Source organism: Thioflexithrix psekupsensis, from assembly GCF_002149925.1.
Classification (GTDB): domain Bacteria; phylum Pseudomonadota; class Gammaproteobacteria; order Beggiatoales; family Beggiatoaceae; genus Thioflexithrix; species Thioflexithrix psekupsensis.
Genome location: NZ_MSLT01000018.1, coordinates 67,238 through 85,505, shown reverse-complemented (window position 1 = coordinate 85,505; position 18,268 = coordinate 67,238). Strand labels below are relative to the sequence as shown.

Here is an 18,268-nt window from a genome sequence, read left to right as displayed (position 1 = left end):
AATGATGTCATTATCCGTTTTTAACACCACGGTATGATCAACCGTTTGACCTTTTGGATTTCCGTTATGATAACCATGCGATTGCCATTTCACAAATACTTGCTGTTTTTGCTGTGTTTCAGTTGTAGTTTAGTTACCTGGGCGCAATCGCCCTATTCGGATGTGGTGGTGTTTGGCGACAGTTTGTCAGACACGGGAAATTTATTTAATGCCACTCGTGCGGTGACGGGGCGCGGTTTTCCAGCCGAACCGAATTATCAAGGGCGATTTGCGAATGGTGAAATATGGGTGGATTTTTTAAAAAGCCAATTAGGCCTATCGCAAGTGAATAATTTAGCGTGGGGCGGGGCTTCGACGGGTGGCCCGGGAGCTTTACCCATTCCAAAAAACTTACAACAACAATTACAAGATTTTGGGCAACAAGTACAAGAAAAAGCTGACCCTAATGCGTTATATATTTTCTGGATTGGTGCGAATGATTTATTAGAGATTAAAACCCAATCTGATATATCTGTCATTGTGCCAAAAGCGGTGAGCCAATTATTAACAGCGGTGCGAACATTAAATGAATGGGGAGCGCGTCATGTTTTAATTTTAACCTTGCCTGATTTAGGACAAACGCCGCGTGCCACTGCACGGCAATTAACGGCTGAATTAAGCCAAGCCAGTGCAGATTTTAATCAACAATTATGGGAAAATCGCCAACAATTTCAAGGTCAGTTATTTGATGTCACGCCATTAATGCAGCAATTACAACATGCTGCTGATTCCACAGGAATACAAACAACTACAGAGCCTTGCTTAGAAGAAAAAACGTCGCAAGTCTGTGAAAAACCTGATCAATATTTATTCTGGGACGATCAACACCCGACCAGTACCGTGCATCGCCAACTTGCCGCGCAATTGGCACAATCCATTTTACCCAGTTATTATACGCTTGCAACGAAACAATTAGCTTTACCTTTAATCCAATTGGTGGATAAATCAGGAACATTAGTGGGAGAATTCAACGCTCAATTAGCGATCAATTCCGAAACTGGCCATTTACTATTGCAAAATTCCCAGATGCAAACCAATAACGGCTATTTACCTATTCCAGCGCGTTATGAGATAGAGACAGGATTATTAAACGCATTCGTCTGGTTTGAAACCCGCTATTACTCGCTACAATTACAGTGGCATTCTCCAGCAACGCCATTTCATGCGGGGTATTTTGGGGTGGTGGGGGTGGAGTAGGGGAGAGCTAAAGTTTTCATGAAGATTATTTGTGAAAACTTTAGTGACGTAGTAACATACTTATAGCAAAATTAAGTCATTCATAAAAATTTTGTCTGAATCAGAATTGTCAGGTGCTTATCGTTTATTTTTCAGAATGAATCAATTTTTTAAATTCTTTAAATTCTGGTTCAGACAAAAAATGTTTTTATAAATCACATTACTTTGCTAAAGCATAACTTTAGACAAAAATTTCATAACAACTTTGTAAAAATTAGGTTTATAAATAATGGAAATTAATAGCAAAATAACAGGACTGAAATATAGAATTTGTCTTTCTGAGAAATTAAAAACAATAGAAAGTAATAATTTTGACATTAATACCTGCCCTTCATCCTGTATTTACTCTGATAATAGACTAAATTTTGCTATTTCAAAATGGGTTTCACCGAAACGCACAAGATCATACCCTTATGAGAGAGTATATAATACTTTAGGAAATGGCAAAAAAATAACTGTTATTCCTGTGGTCAAAGATGAAGGTTTCGATGGTGACAGAGACTTTATCCAATGGGATACAGTTTCTATGATGTCCCTGCTTGATGTATATGTAATTTTAGCATTTTATAATAAAGCAGAAAAGAACGAAAATTATGATAATAAAATAACTAATCAACAATTCAATAATCAGTATATTTTAAATAAAATTCAAGAAATTTCAGCTTATCATAGCTCGGCTCTGCATTGGAATTTGCAAGAATTAAAAGATAACTTTTCTGATATAATCAATAAAGTCAAAAATAGTTATCGAAAGATTAGTGAGCAGACAAAAGTTAAAATGCACAGCGAGAAAGGCATAGACGATTTTGCAGTAAAAATTAGCGAAGGTGTAGAGGAATTTACAAAGTTTTCTCGTCAAAAAGCAAAAGATGCACAAAGCCGCGAAGTTGTAACCATACAGCCTAAGGAGGTTTTGGGAGCTACTATACCAATTTTTTCAGAGTCGTATAATAATACTTTTTAAATAGGAGAGAATAATGAACAAGAGATATGAAGATTTAGAAGAGTTAATGTCAACAGGTGAAGCGAGAGAAGTGAAGCGAGCGATGGCAGTAAGAATGTCTTTGCTTGGTTTTGTGCGTGCGGAAGCGGCTTTAGCGTGTTGTGTCAGTGTGCAATTTGTGGATAAATGGAAAGCCATTTATTTAGCGTCAGGGGTGGAAGGATTAAAGTTAGCGTATAAAGGCTCGCCAGGGTATTTAAAGCCGCGTGAACGAGAAGATGTGATTAATTGGATACAAGAAAAGAAGACAATAACAATAGAGGAACTAAAGAGATACTTAAAAGAGGAGTATGATGTTTTCTATTCTTCAAATACTTCTTATACTAAATTATTAGAAGAAGCGAATTTAAGTTATAAGAAGACACACAAAGAGAATTCGGCAAAAGATGAGGTAAAAGTAGAAGCTAAAAAAAAAGAGATTAAGGATTTAATAGATAAGGAGCGTGAACAGATAGAAAGTGGAGAGGTAATGTACTGGATGCAAGACGAAAGCCATCAGTTGTGGGGAGATATTTGTGGTTATGTTTGGTCGAAAAAAGGAGAAAGAACGTCAATAAAGATGAGTAATTATCGCACTTCTCAAACGTGGTATGGAGCGGTGAATATTTATACGGGAGAATTTATTTTAGATAGGGCAAAGAAAGCTGATACAAAATATACGATAGACTTTATTAACTGGCTCATTTACAGATATAAAGAAGCCCGTCATGTGATTATTTGGGATGGTGCAAGTTATCATCGTTCTGAAGGTTTAAGAACTTATTTAGAGAAATTAAATGGGGGACTTCCAGAATCAGAATGGAAAGTTCGTTTATTAAGATTTGCGCCCAATGCCCCAGAGCAAAATCCAGTCGAGGATATTTGGCTTCAAGGTAAGAATTGGGTCAGAAAGAATTTTCATCGTCTATCAAGCTTTAAAGAAGTCACTAGTATGTTTGAGACCTTTTTGTCAGGTAAAGTGTTTAAGTTTAATAAAATTAAACAGTATCTTATACCTAATATCTAGCTAGATATTAGAACTTAATTTGTTTTTATATCTCACATAATTTTGGTATATATCAAAGGCAAAAATAACGATAACGAATTATTTAGGTGGGCAATACTTTTTTACAGTTGATGAAGTAATAATAGAAAAAAATGATATTTTTTTAATAGAAGGGAAACACTCAAAATCAAGTATTTTACCAAGCAAAAGTGACATTAAAGATGGTTTATTGAAAATGATTTTATACACTAACTTAGAAAATACACAAATAAATGGAGAAACAAAAATAGCAAAGCCTGTTTTGTTTTTGACCTCTTCTGAGTTAGAATCAGATTTACACTCAACTGCTGAAGAAAAGGAAATAAATTCCTTTTTTATCCAAAATAACTTAAATAAAAAGCAACAAAATCTTGTGCTTACTCTATTTAAAGAAGCGAATATAAACAGATTTCTCATAACTTTGAAAAGAGGATAACTCCATGATAAAAAGCCCCCTAAGATACCCTGGTGGAAAAAGCAAAGCATTAACGCAAATTTTGCCTTTAATTCCTGATTTTAAAACATTTAGAGAGCCTTTTGTTGGGGGTGGTTCTGTTTTTCTTGCTTTAAAACAACGTTATCCGAATAGAAATTATTGGATTAATGATTTATATTTTGAGCTATATAAGTTTTGGGAATATGCGCAGAAAGATTTATCTGGCGTTATCCATCAAGTGAAAGTTTGGAAAGAAGAATTTGAGAATGGTAAAGCCTTGCATCAATTTCTAGGCGAAAATATGAACCATTTTGATGATGTGCAAAGAGCCAGTGCTTTTTTCGTATTTAATCGCATCACTTTCTCAGGCACAACCGAAGCAGGGGGATTTTCACAGCAAGCCTTTCAAAAACGATTTACTGAAAGCAGTATTCACCGCTTAGGGCTTTTAGAAAATGTTTTAAAAAATACCAAAATTACCCATTTAGACTATGCTCAAGTAGTTAATGTTGAAGGAGAAAAAGTATTTATTTTTCTCGATCCGCCCTATTTTTCCGCCACTAAATCAGCCCTTTATGGTAAAAATGGAAAATTACACAAAAAATTTGATCACGAAAGATTCGCCGAAGTGATGAAGAATTGTCAGCATCAATGGCTTATCACTTATGATAATTGTGATTATATTAAAAATTTGTTTTCTTTTGCCCATATTGTCGAATGGAATTTAATGTATGGTATGCGCAATCAAACTGAAAATTCAGATCAATTAGGTAAAGAAATTTTTATTGCGAATTTTGAACTAAATACGCCATTTATGAGCAGATAATGACTCCATTTTTTCCTACATAGGTAGTTCTACCTAAGTAGTGATATGTTGGCAATGATTCCGACAGTTTTTTAGTTTATCCAATAAACTTAATGAGTTATGTATTTTTATTCAGAATAATAACTGATTGAAATATCCATTTTTTTAAATTATCCAAGCTATTGAAATTGAATTGACTGACTGTGACTTGCTTGAATTGTACGAGCAGGAGTAGAATATAACGCAGCGTAGGGGGCGTTAAACCGCAATAAATGCTCTGGCCTCGCAAAAATATGTTTAACGCATCTTGCGCAGGCTGATCTCGAAATTACAAAAAATAGTGGTGATAAACTTATTATGACTAATTGGCCTCCTGATTTTCCAGAAAATTGCCCACCGTCAAGCACAAACCCAGCGTTGGGTGACATTTTTAGGTTTATAAATCGCAGTACGCCCAAAGAAAAAGATTTTATGTCATATTATGATCTAAAACCTCATGAAAAATGGGGAGAAAATGAATGTCAAGCGCGTGGTCTTTCTGTTTATGTGACGGAAAGAGATGCGATGGATGTTGCAAAAAGAGTCCCATCTTTAAGAAAAAGCATTTAGCTAAAGCAAATTTATCTCACCCTAGCGGGGTTATTGCATTAACCCCTTCTAATAATTCAAATCGCCACCATACATGGTGGACACTAGAAGCTGCTTCGTTTTTAGCCACTATTTTTTATTCGGTCAAGCCCGATGATTAAGTTACCAATAAATACAATTCTCGGAAAGCTGGAATATGTAGAAATCTTTGATTTCTTCGATATTCCAAGACTTTTTTTGTGTCAAAACGCCGTTGGTACAAAGTATCTCGTATTGTGTATTTATGATGATATAGAAACGTATGAATGGCTATACATGGAAATTTCTAATGGTAGATTATCAGCTATCCTCTTGAAGCATATTTCTCTTTACGATGCTTTTGTCAATCCTGAAAATGACCATCTGCTTAAAGTATCATCAGATTACGATGGTAATTCATGTGTATCACACATTTTACCTGACAGCTTGCCCATTGATGACTTGCCAGATAAAGATGCTTTTATTGCGTATAATGGGAAAATTAAAACAGATTTTAGCTTGATAGATGTGCGTGATGCTGCTTTGTCATCTCGTAGAGATGTTTTCAACTTTCATTTTTACCCGCAGGACACCAGACTACCCGAAATGAGCATTAAACTCATAGGAGCAGTGTTGGTTGCATTTCAGAATTTAGTTGATTCTCTTGGGGAATATTGCTACGGTTCAGTAACTTCAAAAAGCGTAATTTCAAGAAAAGCTATTAGTACCAGAACAAGATTAAACGCAGTTCAAATATTTGATGGTTCATTTGGTTTACAATTAAAATCGCACAAAGATATTGATTTATTTGCGGATATTGATTCATCATCTAACAATCTAATTTCAAATTCTCTTGAGCAGTTATCTGATTTATTAAGTGCTGCTGATAATGAAAAAATTTTGACTGAAAAACTTCACCAATTTCAAGGTAGAGTTGGTTCAAAATATAAAGCATTTCTAACGGAGCTTATTAATTTGGATTCTCCCATGAAGGCTGAGTGGGGATCAGCAGACAAAAATAAGGGTGGAACATATCAACTAAGCAAAGAAGAAATTGCAAGGGCACTTGATATTGTCAGTAAAGTTGAAACTGAGCAGGATGAAACAATTGAACTCACCGCTGAACTAGTTGGTGCATATACGGATACAAAGAGATTTAAGATAAAAAATCTGAAAGATAATGAAAGTTATTCTGGAAGTATTTCAAAAGAAGCATTAAACGACGTTCTTCACGCAGAGTTAAATGGCACTTATTCGGTTGCACTAAAGAAGATCATCGAAACTAATCCCTCATCTGGCCAAGAATCAATTAAGTGGGATTTAGTTAAATTACAGAAAAAATATTAGCTTAGAACCTATCTTACTACGCTGGCTATCGCTACTTTAAAGCGTTCTGCTATCTCTGCGATAGTCAAATTCTTTTCCTGTCTAGTTCTTAATACACGTTTAGGGAATGCCGTTAGGTGATCTCCTTTCACTGTTACCAGTGATGTTATTCAATCCAAGAATTAACCCTATCTTTAGCGATCAATCCCGAAACTGGCTATTTACTATTGCAAAACTCCCAGATGCAAACCAATAACGGCTATTTACCTATTCCAGCGCGTTATGAGATAGAGACAGGATTATTAAACGCATTCGTCTGGTTTGAAACCCGCTATTATTCGCTACAATTACAGTGGCATTCTCCAGCAACGCCATTTCATGTGGGGTATTTTGGGGGGGTGGGGGTGGAGTAAGAGAACTTTAAAAAACCATGATAAAAAGCCCCCTAAGATACCCCGGTGGAAAAAGTAAAGCATTAACACAAATTTTGCCTTTAATTCCTGATTTTGAAATGTTTAGAGAGCCTTTTGTTGGGGGCGGCTCTGTTTTTCTTGCTTTAAAACAACGTTATCCCAATAAAAATTATTGGATTAATGATTTATATTTTGAGCTATATAAATTTTGGGAATATGCGCAGAAAGATTTATCTGGCGTTATTCGTCAAGTGAAAATTTGGAAAGAAGAATTTGAGAATGGCAAAGCCTTGCATCGCTTTCTAGGCGAAAATATGAATCATTTTGATGATGTGCAAAGAGCCAGTGCTTTTTTCGTATTTAATCGCATCACTTTCTCAGGCACAACCGAAGCAGGCGGATTTTCACAGCAAGCCTTTCAAAAACGCTTTACTGAAAGCAGTATTCACCGCTTAGGGCTTTTAGAAAATGTTTTAAAAGAGACCAAAATTACCCATTTAGACTATGCTGAAGTGGTTAATGCTGACGGAGAGAAAGTATTTATTTTTCTCGATCCGCCCTATTTTTCTGCCACTCAATCAGCCCTTTATGGCAAAAATGGAAAATTACACAAAAAATTCGATCACGAAAGATTCGCCGAAGTAATGAAAAATTGCCAGCATCAATGGCTTATCACTTATGATAATTGTGATTATATTAAAGATTTATTTTCTTTTGCCCATATTGTCGAATGGAATTTGATGTATGGTATGCGCAATCAAACTGAAAATTCAGATCAATTAGGTAAAGAAATTTTTATTGCGAATTTTGAGCTGGATAAGAAACATAACTGTTAGATTAATATTTATTCATTCAAACAAGAATATAGATAATTTATTAAGTTATCTCTTAATGATTATTTACTCCAACAGTGCATATTGTGAGATAGAGACTTTATATAGAGAATTAAAATGCAAACAAAATTAATTTAACTGAAGAAACTTAAACTAAATCAAGAAAATAATAAATTTACCAAAATAGTAAACAATAACAAAACGAGACCCAACCCATGCTATTACCCATCCTATTACTATTCACCCATTTAATTACCCCGAATGAGTTATTAAATGCGCCTAATACGTGGCAAATTCTCACTGAGAAACCTAACCACCCTATTGAACAATGGACACGGCATTGCACCGCTAAAGAATATTCCAATCAAGCCTTAATGCACTGCTATCAACAAGCCTACGACAAATGGGACCAAGAATTAAACCAAATTTATCACCAACTGCGCTTGCAATTAGACACAACAGGACAAAATAAATTACGTCAAGCCCAGCGACGTTGGTTGGCTTATCGAGACAGCGAATTTGATTTAGTCAAACATTTATATGGCCATTTAGAAGGCTCAATGTGGTCACTGATTATTGTGATTACAAAAATGGATATTGTCAAACAACGGGCTTTAGAATTAGATGATTATTTAACCACTTTACAATTTGAAAAGTTATCCCAATAATATGCAATTGAGTCAAGTTTTACATCACCTTCATTATCCTTGTCCTGAGCATTATGATCGAACTTTGCACGGCTTGGCATTAGACAGCCGATTGGTGCATTCTTGCTTTTTATTTCTCGCCTGTCGCGGCACACATTTGCATGGCAAAAATTTTATTGACTTAGCCGTTAAACAGCAAGCCGCTGCGATTTTATGCGATGCCGATAATAACGAATTTTCTTACACCTTTATTGATGGAAAAGTGCCTTGTTTTTATGTTCCCCATTTAACCCAACATGTGGGAGATTTGGCTTCTTTTTTCTTTAATTATCCCAGTCGTGAATTAAACGTGATTGGCATCACGGGAACAAATGGCAAAACCTCAGTCAGTCATTTTGTCGCGCAATTATTAAATCAACGTTATCGTTGTGCTTTAATTGGCACTTTAGGTTATGGCTATTATGGGCAATCTTTACAGCCCAGTTTAACCACACCCGATCCAGTAACGTTACAGGCTTTTTTTGCCCGCTGTCGTGCCGAAAATGTGCATCATTTAGTGATGGAAGTGTCTTCCCATGCTTTAGATCAAGGGCGCGTGCAAGGTGTGAATTTTAAAACAGCCGTTTTAACCAATGTCACGCAAGATCATTTAGATTATCACGGCAATATGGAGAATTATATTCAGGCTAAACAAAAGTTATTTCAATTTGATTCGTTGCATTATGCCGTATTAAATGCTGATGATGAGATAAGTACCCGTTTTCAAACGCAATTATCAAAAAATGTTAGAACATTATATTATGGTTTACGCAATCCCAAAGCAGAATTGCACGCGCATTTATTAGGGCAAGATGCTCGTGGTTATCGTTTGCGCATTCGCAGCCCATGGGGAGTGGGTGAAATATATTGTCATTTGTACGGCCATTTTAATATTAATAATTTATTAGCGGCTGCGGGCTGTTTATTATTAGAAGGGTTTAATTTTGATAATTTATTAAAAAATTTAAGCCAAATTAAACCTGTCATTGGGAGAATGGAACAGTTTAAATCCACACAACATTCTGAATTGCCCACGGTCATTGTGGATTATGCCCATACGCCCGACGCATTAAGCAAAACTTTAACGGCGTTAAAAGAACGTTGTCAAGGACAATTATGGTGTGTTTTTGGCTGCGGCGGAAACCGAGATAAAAGCAAACGTCCCTTAATGGGACAAGCGGCAAAATTAATCGCAGATAATATCATTATTACCGATGACAATCCGCGTCACGAATCCTCTGAGGCTATTATTGCCGATATTTTAACCGCTTGGTCAAAACAAGAGCCATTACCTATGGTTATTCCACAACGAGAAGAAGCCATTACTTATGCCATTCATTCCGCTGCGGCGAATGATTTAATTTTAATCGCAGGCAAAGGTCACGAAACCTATCAAATTATTGGGGATATACACCATCCTTTTAGTGACCGCGCTTTAATTCAAAAATTACTAGAAATCCCAACCCACAGCGAATTTTAATAATAATGCTTACTTTTAATTTAATCGAAATTGCACCCGTATTAAAAGCCCAATTCATTGGTCACAATACCACCATACAAGGATGTAGTATTGACACGCGCACTTTAGAAACGGGAAACTTATTTTTTGCCCTACGCGGCGAACAATTCGATGGTCATGCGTTTATTGCTGAGGCGCAGAAAAAAGGCGCAGCCGCAATAGTCGTGGATCATTTCTGTGAATCACCATTGCCGCAATTGGTGGTTAATGATACATTAATCGCTTTTGGTTATTTGGCGCGTTGGTGGCGACAAAATATGTCCTTAAAACATCTGGTTGCTGTTACGGGAAGTAATGGTAAAACCACCGTTAAAGAAATGACCCGCGCTATTTTAAATCAAAAAGGAAAAACATTAGCCACACAAGCGAATTTTAATAATGAAATCGGCGTGCCATTGACTTTATTGCAATTAACGCCTGAGCATGATTATGCGGTGATTGAAATGGGGGCGCGTGCGGTGGGCGATATTGCGCGTTTAACGCCGCTGGCACAGCCTGACGTGGCAACGATTACGCAATGCGCTCCTGCCCATTTGGCGGGCTTTGGCAGCGTGGATAACGTGGCGCAGGCGAAAGGTGAGATTTTTCACCATTTACCCGCACACGGAATGGCGGTGATTAATCGAGATGATTTATATGCCGATTATTGGCATAATAGTTTATTAGAAGAAAATGGATTGCCACGTTGTCGAATTTCTAGTTTTGGTTTAACCACCACTGTGGCAATTGCACCCGAAATTAAAGCCATTGATTGGCAGGTGCAAACAACAGGTTGTGATTTTACTTTAATTACGCCTATTGGACATCGTCACATTCATTTGCCTTTATTAGGACAGCATAATATTAGCAATGCACTGAATGCCGCGGCTTGTGCATTGGCTTGTGATTGTAATTTAGACGATATTCAACAGGGATTAGAAACGCTAACTCCCGTTAAAGGCCGCTTGCAAGTCGTGGCAGGATTAAATGATAATGTTTTGTTAGATGACACTTATAATGCCAATCCCACGTCTTTAACCGCCGCATTGCGCGTTTTGGCACAATATCCAGCACCGCGTTGGCTGATTTTGGGCGATATGAAAGAATTGGGCGAGCAGGCAATTGATTATCATCGACAAGCAGGAGAATTGGCGCGAGATTTAGGTATTGAACAGGTGTGGACAGTGGGCGATTTGGCACGACATGCCGCGATGGTTTTTGGTAAAAATGCTCATTATTTTGAAACGATGAATGATTTGATGGCTGTCTTGACAAAATATCAACCAGAACAAGCACATATTCTCGTTAAAGGCTCGCGTAGTATGCAAATGGAACGGGTTATTAATGCACTCAAGGTAGGTTATTAAATGTTGTTATGGTTAAGTGAATGGTTAGCGGGTTTTTATACAGGTTTTAATGTTTTTCAATATTTAACGTTACGCGCTATTTTAGGGGCATTAACCGCTTTTCTAGTGGCTTTAATGGTAGGGCCAAGTATGATTCGTAATTTGACCTTAAATCAAATTGGTCAAAGTGTGCGGCAAGATGGGCCGCAAAGTCATTTAAGCAAATCAGGCACGCCAACAATGGGCGGGGTGTTAATTCTTATTGCCATTACGGCCAGTACGTTATTGTGGTCTAATTTGGGCAATCGTTTTGTGTGGATTGTGTTAATTGTCACTTTATTATTTGGTTTTATTGGTTGGGTTGATGATTACCGTAAAGTGATTCATAAAAATCCACAAGGTTTAAAAGCCAAAGAAAAATATTTGTGGCAATCTATTATTGGTTTAACTGCGGCATTGGTGTTGCTTTATACTGCGCAATCGAGTGCGGAAATGCAATTGATTGTGCCATTCTTTAAAAATCTAGTATTTATTTTGCCCGCATGGTTATTTGTTTTATTAACTTATTTTGTGATTGTCGGCAGTAGTAATGCGGTTAATTTAACCGATGGTTTGGATGGTTTAGCGATTTTACCGACGGTATTAGTCGGCGGGGCGTTGGGCATTTTTGCTTATGTCACGGGACATGTGAATTTTTCCAATTACTTAGGCATTCCTTACGTGGCGGGCGCGGGCGAAGTGGTGGTTTTTTGCGGGGCGATTGTGGGCGCGGGCTTGGGCTTTTTATGGTTCAATACCTACCCCGCACAAGTGTTTATGGGCGATGTGGGCGCGTTGGCTTTGGGCGCGGCTTTGGGGGTCATTGCGGTGGTGGTGCGGCAGGAATTGGTGCTGCTCATTATGGGCGGCATTTTTGTGATGGAAACGGTTTCTGTGATTTTACAAGTGGCTTCTTTTAAATTAACAGGCCGCCGCATTTTTCGCATGGCACCTTTACACCATCATTTTGAATTAAAAGGCTGGCCAGAACCGCGGGTAATTGTGCGTTTTTGGATTATTACTGTTATTTTAGTATTGGTGGGATTAGCGAGTTTAAAAATTCGCTAATGGAAGATACCAAAATTAAGCCACAGATAAAACTTTTCTGTCAGAATTAGAATTTTCAGATTTTCAGAATTAAAGAATAAGACATCTGCTTTGAAAATTCTTTAATTCTTTCAATTCTGATTCTGACAAAATATATTTGATTATTTCTCATTCATCCACTTAATTGTTGCCAATGCTGCTGTTTACGCCACCAGTGGCGAGCGCGTTGGCGCGTGAGACAAAAAACCCGCGCCCGACACGGATAAATCAGCAAAGTATCAATAACACCTTGTTTTAACGCGGATAATAAAGGCGCAGCCCACGCTTGATCCAAGTGATGTAGTGCATTAGTGTATTCATCCAAACTGCGACATGGCGCGGGCGTAGTCAATAAATATTCGCCCGGCGCAGTGAGTTGGGCTAAACCTGTTTTTGCGTTGTTTGGCACGGGATGCACAGGGGTGTGGCTTAATTGTGCCAAACCGCGCACCAAAACGTCCTCACTCCACACGCCCACCCAAGGACGCGCTGTGAGCGTTGGAATTTTTCCTGCCCCCCAAAACCACACGCTATTAATGGGTAATAAGCCCTGCATTTCCCGTTGTGCATTAATGGGACTTCGATGCAACAACATTTGAATTTCATTAAAATATTTTCTCCAAAAACGCGCATTTTTTCCTTTAGGCATTCCCGGTTCAATATGATTTCCAATCAGGCGCGTTAATGGCGTGGTTTGTATCTCTGGGTCTTGATTTAAACGCAAATACCAACGAGTGGGCGTAACCGCTGAAAAAATGAAATTTTCTTCGGTAAAATAATGGGTTAATTCCTGAGTCAACTGATCAGCGTGGGCTTGTTCTAAGGCAAATGTTTCGTCAATATCAAATAATAATAATCGATCTTGATCCGCTTTCAAATAAACTGGGTCGGCACGCAACCAATAAAAATTTTCACAATCTCCTTTATCATCCAAACGAGTGACAGCCGCAATAGGAAGTTCTTGATAATTTAAATCAAACAAACGAGAAATCGTGGCAAAAAAATCATCGGCTGGCCAAGGTTCAATATAAGCACGCGACAATAATTGTTCTAATGCAGGCAAACGAATCTGACTTAATGCTTCCGTTTCTGGAATAAATAAGTCAGAAATCACCCAATGTAAAATAAGGGGAGCATCAGAATGGGTTTTAAAAGAAAAAGGAAAAATCATTATTACATCTATATCAAAATGGTTTCTTTTTATTTAAGGAGTGCGAGGGTCGGTATGATTTTTTGCCATTTGATCGGGATCATGATGTTGAGTAATCACGGGCAATTCCACACAGAAAATACTACCCTGTCCGGGAACACTAGAACTGGTAATTTTACCGCCCATAATTTCGGCAAAACTTTTAGTAATGGCTAAACCTAATCCAGTCCCCCCATAACGGCGTGTGGTTGACGCATCGGCTTGGGTAAAGGGCTTAAATAATTTTGCCATTTGTTCGCTGGTAATGCCGATCCCAGTGTCTTGCACCGTAAAACGCACCCATTCCTGCTCAATGCGCTGCTCTCGTACAATACTGACGCGCACCTCGCCATGCTCCGTGAATTTAGCGGCATTACTCAACAAATTCAACAAAATTTGTCGCACTTTAGTCACATCGCTGTGCATTTCTCCCAAATCATCGGGCGCATCAATAATTAATTTATTGTGATTACTTTCCATTAACGGACGCGCTGTATTAACCACATCTTCAAATACTTCATTTAAATCGACTTTCTCAGGAAAAACTTCCATTCGTCCCGCTTCAATTTTAGAAATATCTAAGACATCATTAATCAATCCCAATAAATTTTTACCTGCGCGATAAATTTTTTGCAAATCTTCATAATATTCGCTTAAATTAGCCTCTAAAACCTCTTCGCCAAGCATTTCACTATAACCAATAATGGCATTTAATGGCGTGCGCAATTCATGGCTCATATTTGCCATAAATTGGCTTTTGGTGTTATTGGCTTCTTCGGCAATTTTTCTGGCAGTTTGTGCTTCTTCGGTGGCGGCTTTTAACTCCAAATTCGTGGCTAATAATTGCGCCGTGCGTTCTTGTACTTTATGTTCTAATTCATCTCTGGCTTGTTGCAATTCAGCCGTGCGTTCTTGCACTTTACGTTCAAGTTCTCGATTGTACAAATGTTCTTGTTCAATAAAACGTAAATAAGTGCGAATTCTGCTGATTAATTGGGGTGCGTCGATGGGTTTAGTTAAATAATCGGCTGCGCCAATTTCAAAACCTTTTTGTTTAAAATCTTCACTTTTATAAGCAGCCGTTAAAAAAACAATAGGGATATGTTGCGTTTTTTTACGAGAACGCACTAATTTTGCGGTTTCAAAGCCGTCCATTTCTGGCATTTGAATATCCATTAAAATAAGATCGATATTTTCTTTTAACAGAATTTGCAACGCCGCTAATCCTGAATCCGCTTGAACAATATCCGCTTGAACATGCTCGTTTAATAACGTATCTAAAGTAAATAAATTATTCTTATTGTCATCGACAATTAAAATTCGAGGTAAATCTAAATCTGATTTAGACATAAATAGGTATCCAAACCGTTTATTGAAGAAAGATTAAGTTTTTTGCCAGAGGCGTAGCGATTCGTGCATATTAACATCTTTCACTACAATTGACATCCACGATTGATAAGCTGCACTAAATAAGGGCCAATCTGCTCTAAAGGCAAAACCCGATCAATACGCACCGCAGAAATAGCGGCACGGGGCATGGCTTCGGCTTCGGCAGTGGCAGGGTCTTGCACCACCAGATATCCACCTAATTTACGGATTAATTTCACGCCTTGACTGCCATCGCCATTCGCCCCCGTTAAAATCACCCCAATCAACTGATCACGATAGGCATAAGCCGCCGTTTCAAATAAAACATCAATGGCAGGACGAGAAAAATTCACTCGCGGATCAACACTCAAGGACAAACTGTAATCTTCCTCAACCAACAAATGATAATTGGGTGGCGCAATGTAAACTGTGCTGGCGTGAATCAATTCTTTTTCGTCTGCTTGTTTCACCGTTAAAGCACATTGCTGGGCTAACATTTGAATTAAATAACTGTCAGAATTAGGGTGTAAATGCTGCACAATTAACACAGGTACAGGAAAATCTTTAGGAAAAGCTGACAATACTATTCCTAATGCTTTAATTCCTCCAGCCGATGCCCCCATAACAATTGCTTTAAAGGTTTTAACCGTATTTTCTTTCATTCATTCATTAGGGGAAATTGATAGATTAGAATTAGCTTGTAAAAATAATTTTTAAAGTATATTTTGAGATATTTTTTTACGATATATTTTTTCTTCTTTGACCACATCTTCAAAAGTATTAGAATGCACAGATAAACGGATACTTTCTTTTGAACCTAAACAAAGAAATCCATTATCACACAAACTTTCTTTAAATAAATTAAACACTCTATTTTGTAAATCTCGGTCAAAATAAATTAATACATTACGACACATAATTAAATTCATTTCTCCAAAAACTCCATCCGTTGCCAAATTATGATCAGAAAATAAAACCCGTTTTTTTAACGATTTATCCATCACCACATGATCATAATGTGCCGAATAATAATTAGAAAAAGATTCTTGCCCGCCTGCCTTTTGATAATTCGCGGTATATTGTTTTAAATGATTAATCGCAAAAATGCCTTCACGGGCTTGTCTCAATACCACCTCATTCATGTCTGTGGCATAAATTTGGGTGCGGTCATAAAGCCCTTCTTCTTTCAACACAATCGCCATTGAATAAACTTCTTCTCCCGTAGAACATCCTGCATGCCAAATTTTTAAATAAGGCAATTCTCTTAATTGAGGAATCACGTGTTGACGAATGGCTAAATAAAAATTAGGGTCTCTAAACATTTCAGTCACATTAATGGATAAATCTAATAATAAACGCCCAAAAAAAGCCTCATCATATAATAAACGATGTTGCATTGCCGAAATATTAGGCAATTTATCACTGGTTAAACGGTGCAAAATGCGACGCTTAATGGAAGCCTTCGCATAATTACGAAAATCATAACCATATTTTAAATAAATCGCCTGTAACAGCAATTGCAATTCAAGATTCTGAGTTTCAATATCATCCATAAGATATTTAGGCACAATGTTAAAGTAATTTCTACGGCATATTCCATGCGATTAATGCAGAATAATCGATAAAATAACCAGCGTGATTTCCGCTCAATTGCAACACATTGGCTTCAACCAAAGAATGCGCCGATCCAGCCGCTTCATTGATTTGCGCTTGTAATTGCTGCAATTGTGATTCTTTTTCTTCTAATTCTTGCTTTAATTTATGCACCCGTTGTTTTAATGCAATCGCAGTGCGGGTTTTTTCGGAACGATCCGCTAAAACACTGTGATAAAGTTGGCGAATATCACGCAATTCATTTTCTTTATGACGCAGTTCTTCTTCTAGCGTTTGAAAATGTTGCTGTAAATCTTGATAATCATGGTCTTTAAAAGACGCTAAAGAATCTTCTAAATAAGATTGAATGCGTTCTTCTAAAACAGGCAATATTTCCAATAACACCCGATGGGCGACATGAAAAACAGGATCGGCAGGTTCTGCCGCGGTGGAAGAGACAGAGACAGGATTGTGTTCGATCTGATTTTTGTATTTAGCAATTGTTGCCATGCTGCCATAGCCGATGTGGGCGAGAAGGGCGCGGACAGAGGTTTTTTTACCCTGTGCTGCCAATTCACCGATGGCTTGTCTAACAATGGCTTCGTTGATGCGTTTTCTGGCGTTGATCATCTGCATTACCTCAATGGAAACGGCAATTTGTGCGCTAACACTATAGCAGATGTATTGATTTTTTGGCGAGTCAAGCGATGGGTCAGCAAAAATTTAGCGCAGAATAAAACCAAAAAAACCGCTAAAAATCTCGCTTTTCCCATGAAAATTGTACGGATTGTCCGCGATGATCCGTGGCGGGGTGATAGAGAAAATGTAACTGCTCTAATTGTAATTCTTCATGTAACCAGACGTGATCAATATCATACAAAGGAAAACCACTTGGCCACGTCCCACGCCACTGCCCTGCCGTGCGCGCCGCCAATTGGTAATTCAAGGTTGACCACGCATCAAACCCGCGACTATTTCCCAGCGCATTAAAATCGCCTACGATTAAATGAATCGGTTGATTTTCTAGCAAATAACGGTAAATATCGCCTAATAAATAATCTCGTGATTGCCATAAATCTCGTTTACCATCAATCATTAATAAGCGCATTATTTTATCGGCAATGGTTAATTCTACTAATACTCCAATACCATTAGTGAATAAGATTTTTTCTTTAACATCAATAGGATATTTTGATAATATAACCAGCGGCCAACGGGATAATAAATACCATTCTTGTTTATTATTTCCCAATTGTTTTTTTAGTTGTCCTAAATCCCATATTGATGGGGGTTCACTGATCACAATAATGTCTGGATTTTCAGTTTGAATGCGCTGTGCAATGGCCTCCCAATGCTGCCACGTTCCCCATAACACATTCCAATGAATTAAAATAATAGATTGCGGCTGTTTTTCTACAGCTTGAAAATTTTCCCAACCTTTTAAATAATGTAAGTGAGTAAAAATCGCTACAATAGCAATAAAACTGACCACAAAACGAAGGCGAGAAAATAACCGTCCACGCCACAATATATCCAATAATAAAAATAATAAGGCAATCGGTAATAATGGGATGTAAGAAAAAAAGCTAAAAATAAGGTAAATATCCCGCACCCATTGCCCTATTAATCCAAAAATTAATGTCACTATCCCCAACCAAATAAAAAACCGCCATAACACCCAAGTCGTGACTTGAATATTCTTGATTAAACCGCGTAAAAAAAATGTATTCATGCTGACATTT

19 protein-coding genes are annotated in these 18,268 nt (G+C 37.5%); 13 read left to right on the top strand and 6 right to left on the bottom strand.

Annotated features, from left to right (window positions below; translation table 11 throughout):
- The first annotated feature begins 66 nt into the window (after positions 1-66).
- The 13 genes from TPSD3_RS10770 (at position 67) to mraY (ending at position 12,358) form a co-directional block, all read left to right on the top strand.
- Entirely contained in the window at positions 67-1,236 is a 1,170-nt protein-coding gene (locus TPSD3_RS10770; RefSeq protein WP_176329846.1) for an SGNH/GDSL hydrolase family protein, read from the top strand.
- 268 nt (positions 1,237-1,504) lie between these two features.
- Positions 1,505-2,239, top strand: coding sequence for a hypothetical protein (locus TPSD3_RS10765; protein WP_086488550.1), 735 nt, complete (start codon positions 1,505-1,507; stop codon positions 2,237-2,239).
- Between the two features lie 13 nt (positions 2,240-2,252).
- Positions 2,253-3,284 (top strand): IS630 family transposase, encoded by a 1,032-nt coding sequence (locus TPSD3_RS10760; protein WP_086486662.1) that lies wholly within the window; start codon positions 2,253-2,255, stop codon positions 3,282-3,284.
- Between the two features lie 214 nt (positions 3,285-3,498).
- Complete coding sequence (locus TPSD3_RS17580; protein WP_086488549.1) at positions 3,499-3,738, top strand: hypothetical protein; 240 nt, start codon at positions 3,499-3,501, stop codon at positions 3,736-3,738.
- A gap of 4 nt (positions 3,739-3,742) precedes the next feature.
- Positions 3,743-4,564 carry a DNA adenine methylase gene (locus TPSD3_RS10750; RefSeq protein ID WP_086488548.1) on the top strand — a complete coding sequence of 274 codons (822 nt, stop codon included), beginning with the start codon at positions 3,743-3,745 and terminating at the stop codon, positions 4,562-4,564.
- Positions 4,565-4,900: 336 nt separating this feature from the next.
- Complete coding sequence (locus TPSD3_RS10745; RefSeq protein WP_086488547.1) at positions 4,901-5,152, top strand: hypothetical protein; 252 nt, start codon at positions 4,901-4,903, stop codon at positions 5,150-5,152.
- Positions 5,153-5,284: 132 nt separating this feature from the next.
- Complete coding sequence (locus TPSD3_RS10740) at positions 5,285-6,496, top strand: DUF6575 domain-containing protein (protein ID WP_086488546.1); 1,212 nt, start codon at positions 5,285-5,287, stop codon at positions 6,494-6,496.
- Positions 6,497-6,717: 221 nt separating this feature from the next.
- On the top strand, positions 6,718-6,888 hold the full coding sequence (locus TPSD3_RS17575) for a hypothetical protein (protein ID WP_176329845.1): 171 nt from the start codon (positions 6,718-6,720) through the stop codon (positions 6,886-6,888).
- 17 nt (positions 6,889-6,905) lie between these two features.
- Positions 6,906-7,724 (top strand): DNA adenine methylase, encoded by an 819-nt coding sequence (locus TPSD3_RS10735; RefSeq protein ID WP_086488545.1) that lies wholly within the window; start codon positions 6,906-6,908, stop codon positions 7,722-7,724.
- A 212-nt stretch (positions 7,725-7,936) separates the two neighbouring features.
- Entirely contained in the window at positions 7,937-8,389 is a 453-nt protein-coding gene (locus tag TPSD3_RS10730) for a lysozyme inhibitor LprI family protein (RefSeq protein WP_086488544.1), read from the top strand.
- Positions 8,370-9,887 (top strand): UDP-N-acetylmuramoyl-L-alanyl-D-glutamate--2,6-diaminopimelate ligase, encoded by a 1,518-nt coding sequence (locus TPSD3_RS10725; RefSeq protein ID WP_176329844.1) that lies wholly within the window; start codon positions 8,370-8,372, stop codon positions 9,885-9,887. Before TPSD3_RS10730 ends, TPSD3_RS10725 begins: the two co-directional genes overlap by 20 nt.
- Positions 9,888-9,892: 5 nt before the next feature.
- Positions 9,893-11,272, top strand: coding sequence for a UDP-N-acetylmuramoyl-tripeptide--D-alanyl-D-alanine ligase (locus tag TPSD3_RS10720; RefSeq protein ID WP_086488542.1), 1,380 nt, complete (start codon positions 9,893-9,895; stop codon positions 11,270-11,272).
- The gene (gene mraY, locus TPSD3_RS10715; protein ID WP_086488541.1) at positions 11,273-12,358 is read left to right on the top strand and encodes a phospho-N-acetylmuramoyl-pentapeptide-transferase; all 1,086 of its coding nucleotides are present in this window, start codon (positions 11,273-11,275) and stop codon (positions 12,356-12,358) included.
- Between the two features lie 151 nt (positions 12,359-12,509).
- On the opposite strand, the gene TPSD3_RS17970 is transcribed toward mraY, so the two are convergent.
- The 6 genes from TPSD3_RS17970 to TPSD3_RS10685 form a co-directional block, all read right to left on the bottom strand.
- Complete coding sequence (locus TPSD3_RS17970) at positions 12,510-13,547, bottom strand: hypothetical protein (RefSeq protein ID WP_086488540.1); 1,038 nt, start codon at positions 13,545-13,547, stop codon at positions 12,510-12,512.
- A 33-nt stretch (positions 13,548-13,580) separates the two neighbouring features.
- Positions 13,581-14,915, bottom strand: a complete 1,335-nt coding sequence (locus TPSD3_RS10705; RefSeq protein WP_086488539.1) for an ATP-binding response regulator — start codon at positions 14,913-14,915, stop codon at positions 13,581-13,583.
- An 83-nt stretch (positions 14,916-14,998) separates the two neighbouring features.
- Positions 14,999-15,595 (bottom strand): chemotaxis protein CheB, encoded by a 597-nt coding sequence (locus TPSD3_RS10700; protein ID WP_086488538.1) that lies wholly within the window; start codon positions 15,593-15,595, stop codon positions 14,999-15,001.
- 51 nt (positions 15,596-15,646) lie between these two features.
- A complete protein-coding gene (locus tag TPSD3_RS10695; protein WP_086488537.1) occupies positions 15,647-16,486 on the bottom strand; it encodes a CheR family methyltransferase in 840 nt (279 codons plus the stop codon).
- Between the two features lie 31 nt (positions 16,487-16,517).
- Complete coding sequence (locus TPSD3_RS10690) at positions 16,518-17,156, bottom strand: DNA-binding protein (RefSeq protein ID WP_176329843.1); 639 nt, start codon at positions 17,154-17,156, stop codon at positions 16,518-16,520.
- Positions 17,157-17,277: 121 nt separating this feature from the next.
- On the bottom strand, positions 17,278-18,258 hold the full coding sequence (locus TPSD3_RS10685; protein WP_086488535.1) for an endonuclease/exonuclease/phosphatase family protein: 981 nt from the start codon (positions 18,256-18,258) through the stop codon (positions 17,278-17,280).
- Positions 18,259-18,268: the final 10 nt, after the last annotated feature.

Bases quoted from the DNA above. Each gene is read 5' to 3' on its own strand.
- TPSD3_RS10730 (WP_086488544.1), top strand. From the start codon at position 7,937: ATGCTATTACCCATCCTATTACTATTCACCCATTTAATTACCCCGAAT.
- TPSD3_RS10720 (WP_086488542.1), top strand. From the start codon at position 9,893: ATGCTTACTTTTAATTTAATCGAAATTGCACCCGTATTAAAAGCCCAA.
- TPSD3_RS17580 (WP_086488549.1), top strand. From the start codon at position 3,499: ATGATTTTATACACTAACTTAGAAAATACACAAATAAATGGAGAAACA.
- TPSD3_RS10735 (WP_086488545.1), top strand. From the start codon at position 6,906: ATGATAAAAAGCCCCCTAAGATACCCCGGTGGAAAAAGTAAAGCATTA.
- mraY (WP_086488541.1), top strand. From the start codon at position 11,273: ATGTTGTTATGGTTAAGTGAATGGTTAGCGGGTTTTTATACAGGTTTT.
- TPSD3_RS10750 (WP_086488548.1), top strand. From the start codon at position 3,743: ATGATAAAAAGCCCCCTAAGATACCCTGGTGGAAAAAGCAAAGCATTA.
- TPSD3_RS17970 (WP_086488540.1), bottom strand. From the start codon at position 13,547: ATGATTTTTCCTTTTTCTTTTAAAACCCATTCTGATGCTCCCCTTATT.
- TPSD3_RS10700 (WP_086488538.1), bottom strand. From the start codon at position 15,595: ATGAAAGAAAATACGGTTAAAACCTTTAAAGCAATTGTTATGGGGGCA.
- TPSD3_RS10690 (WP_176329843.1), bottom strand. From the start codon at position 17,156: ATGATCAACGCCAGAAAACGCATCAACGAAGCCATTGTTAGACAAGCC.
- TPSD3_RS10760 (WP_086486662.1), top strand. From the start codon at position 2,253: ATGAACAAGAGATATGAAGATTTAGAAGAGTTAATGTCAACAGGTGAA.
- TPSD3_RS10770 (WP_176329846.1), top strand. From the start codon at position 67: ATGATAACCATGCGATTGCCATTTCACAAATACTTGCTGTTTTTGCTG.
- TPSD3_RS10765 (WP_086488550.1), top strand. From the start codon at position 1,505: ATGGAAATTAATAGCAAAATAACAGGACTGAAATATAGAATTTGTCTT.
- TPSD3_RS10745 (WP_086488547.1), top strand. From the start codon at position 4,901: ATGACTAATTGGCCTCCTGATTTTCCAGAAAATTGCCCACCGTCAAGC.
- TPSD3_RS10740 (WP_086488546.1), top strand. From the start codon at position 5,285: ATGATTAAGTTACCAATAAATACAATTCTCGGAAAGCTGGAATATGTA.
- TPSD3_RS10695 (WP_086488537.1), bottom strand. From the start codon at position 16,486: ATGGATGATATTGAAACTCAGAATCTTGAATTGCAATTGCTGTTACAG.
- TPSD3_RS10685 (WP_086488535.1), bottom strand. From the start codon at position 18,258: ATGAATACATTTTTTTTACGCGGTTTAATCAAGAATATTCAAGTCACG.
- TPSD3_RS10705 (WP_086488539.1), bottom strand. From the start codon at position 14,915: ATGTCTAAATCAGATTTAGATTTACCTCGAATTTTAATTGTCGATGAC.
- TPSD3_RS17575 (WP_176329845.1), top strand. From the start codon at position 6,718: ATGCAAACCAATAACGGCTATTTACCTATTCCAGCGCGTTATGAGATA.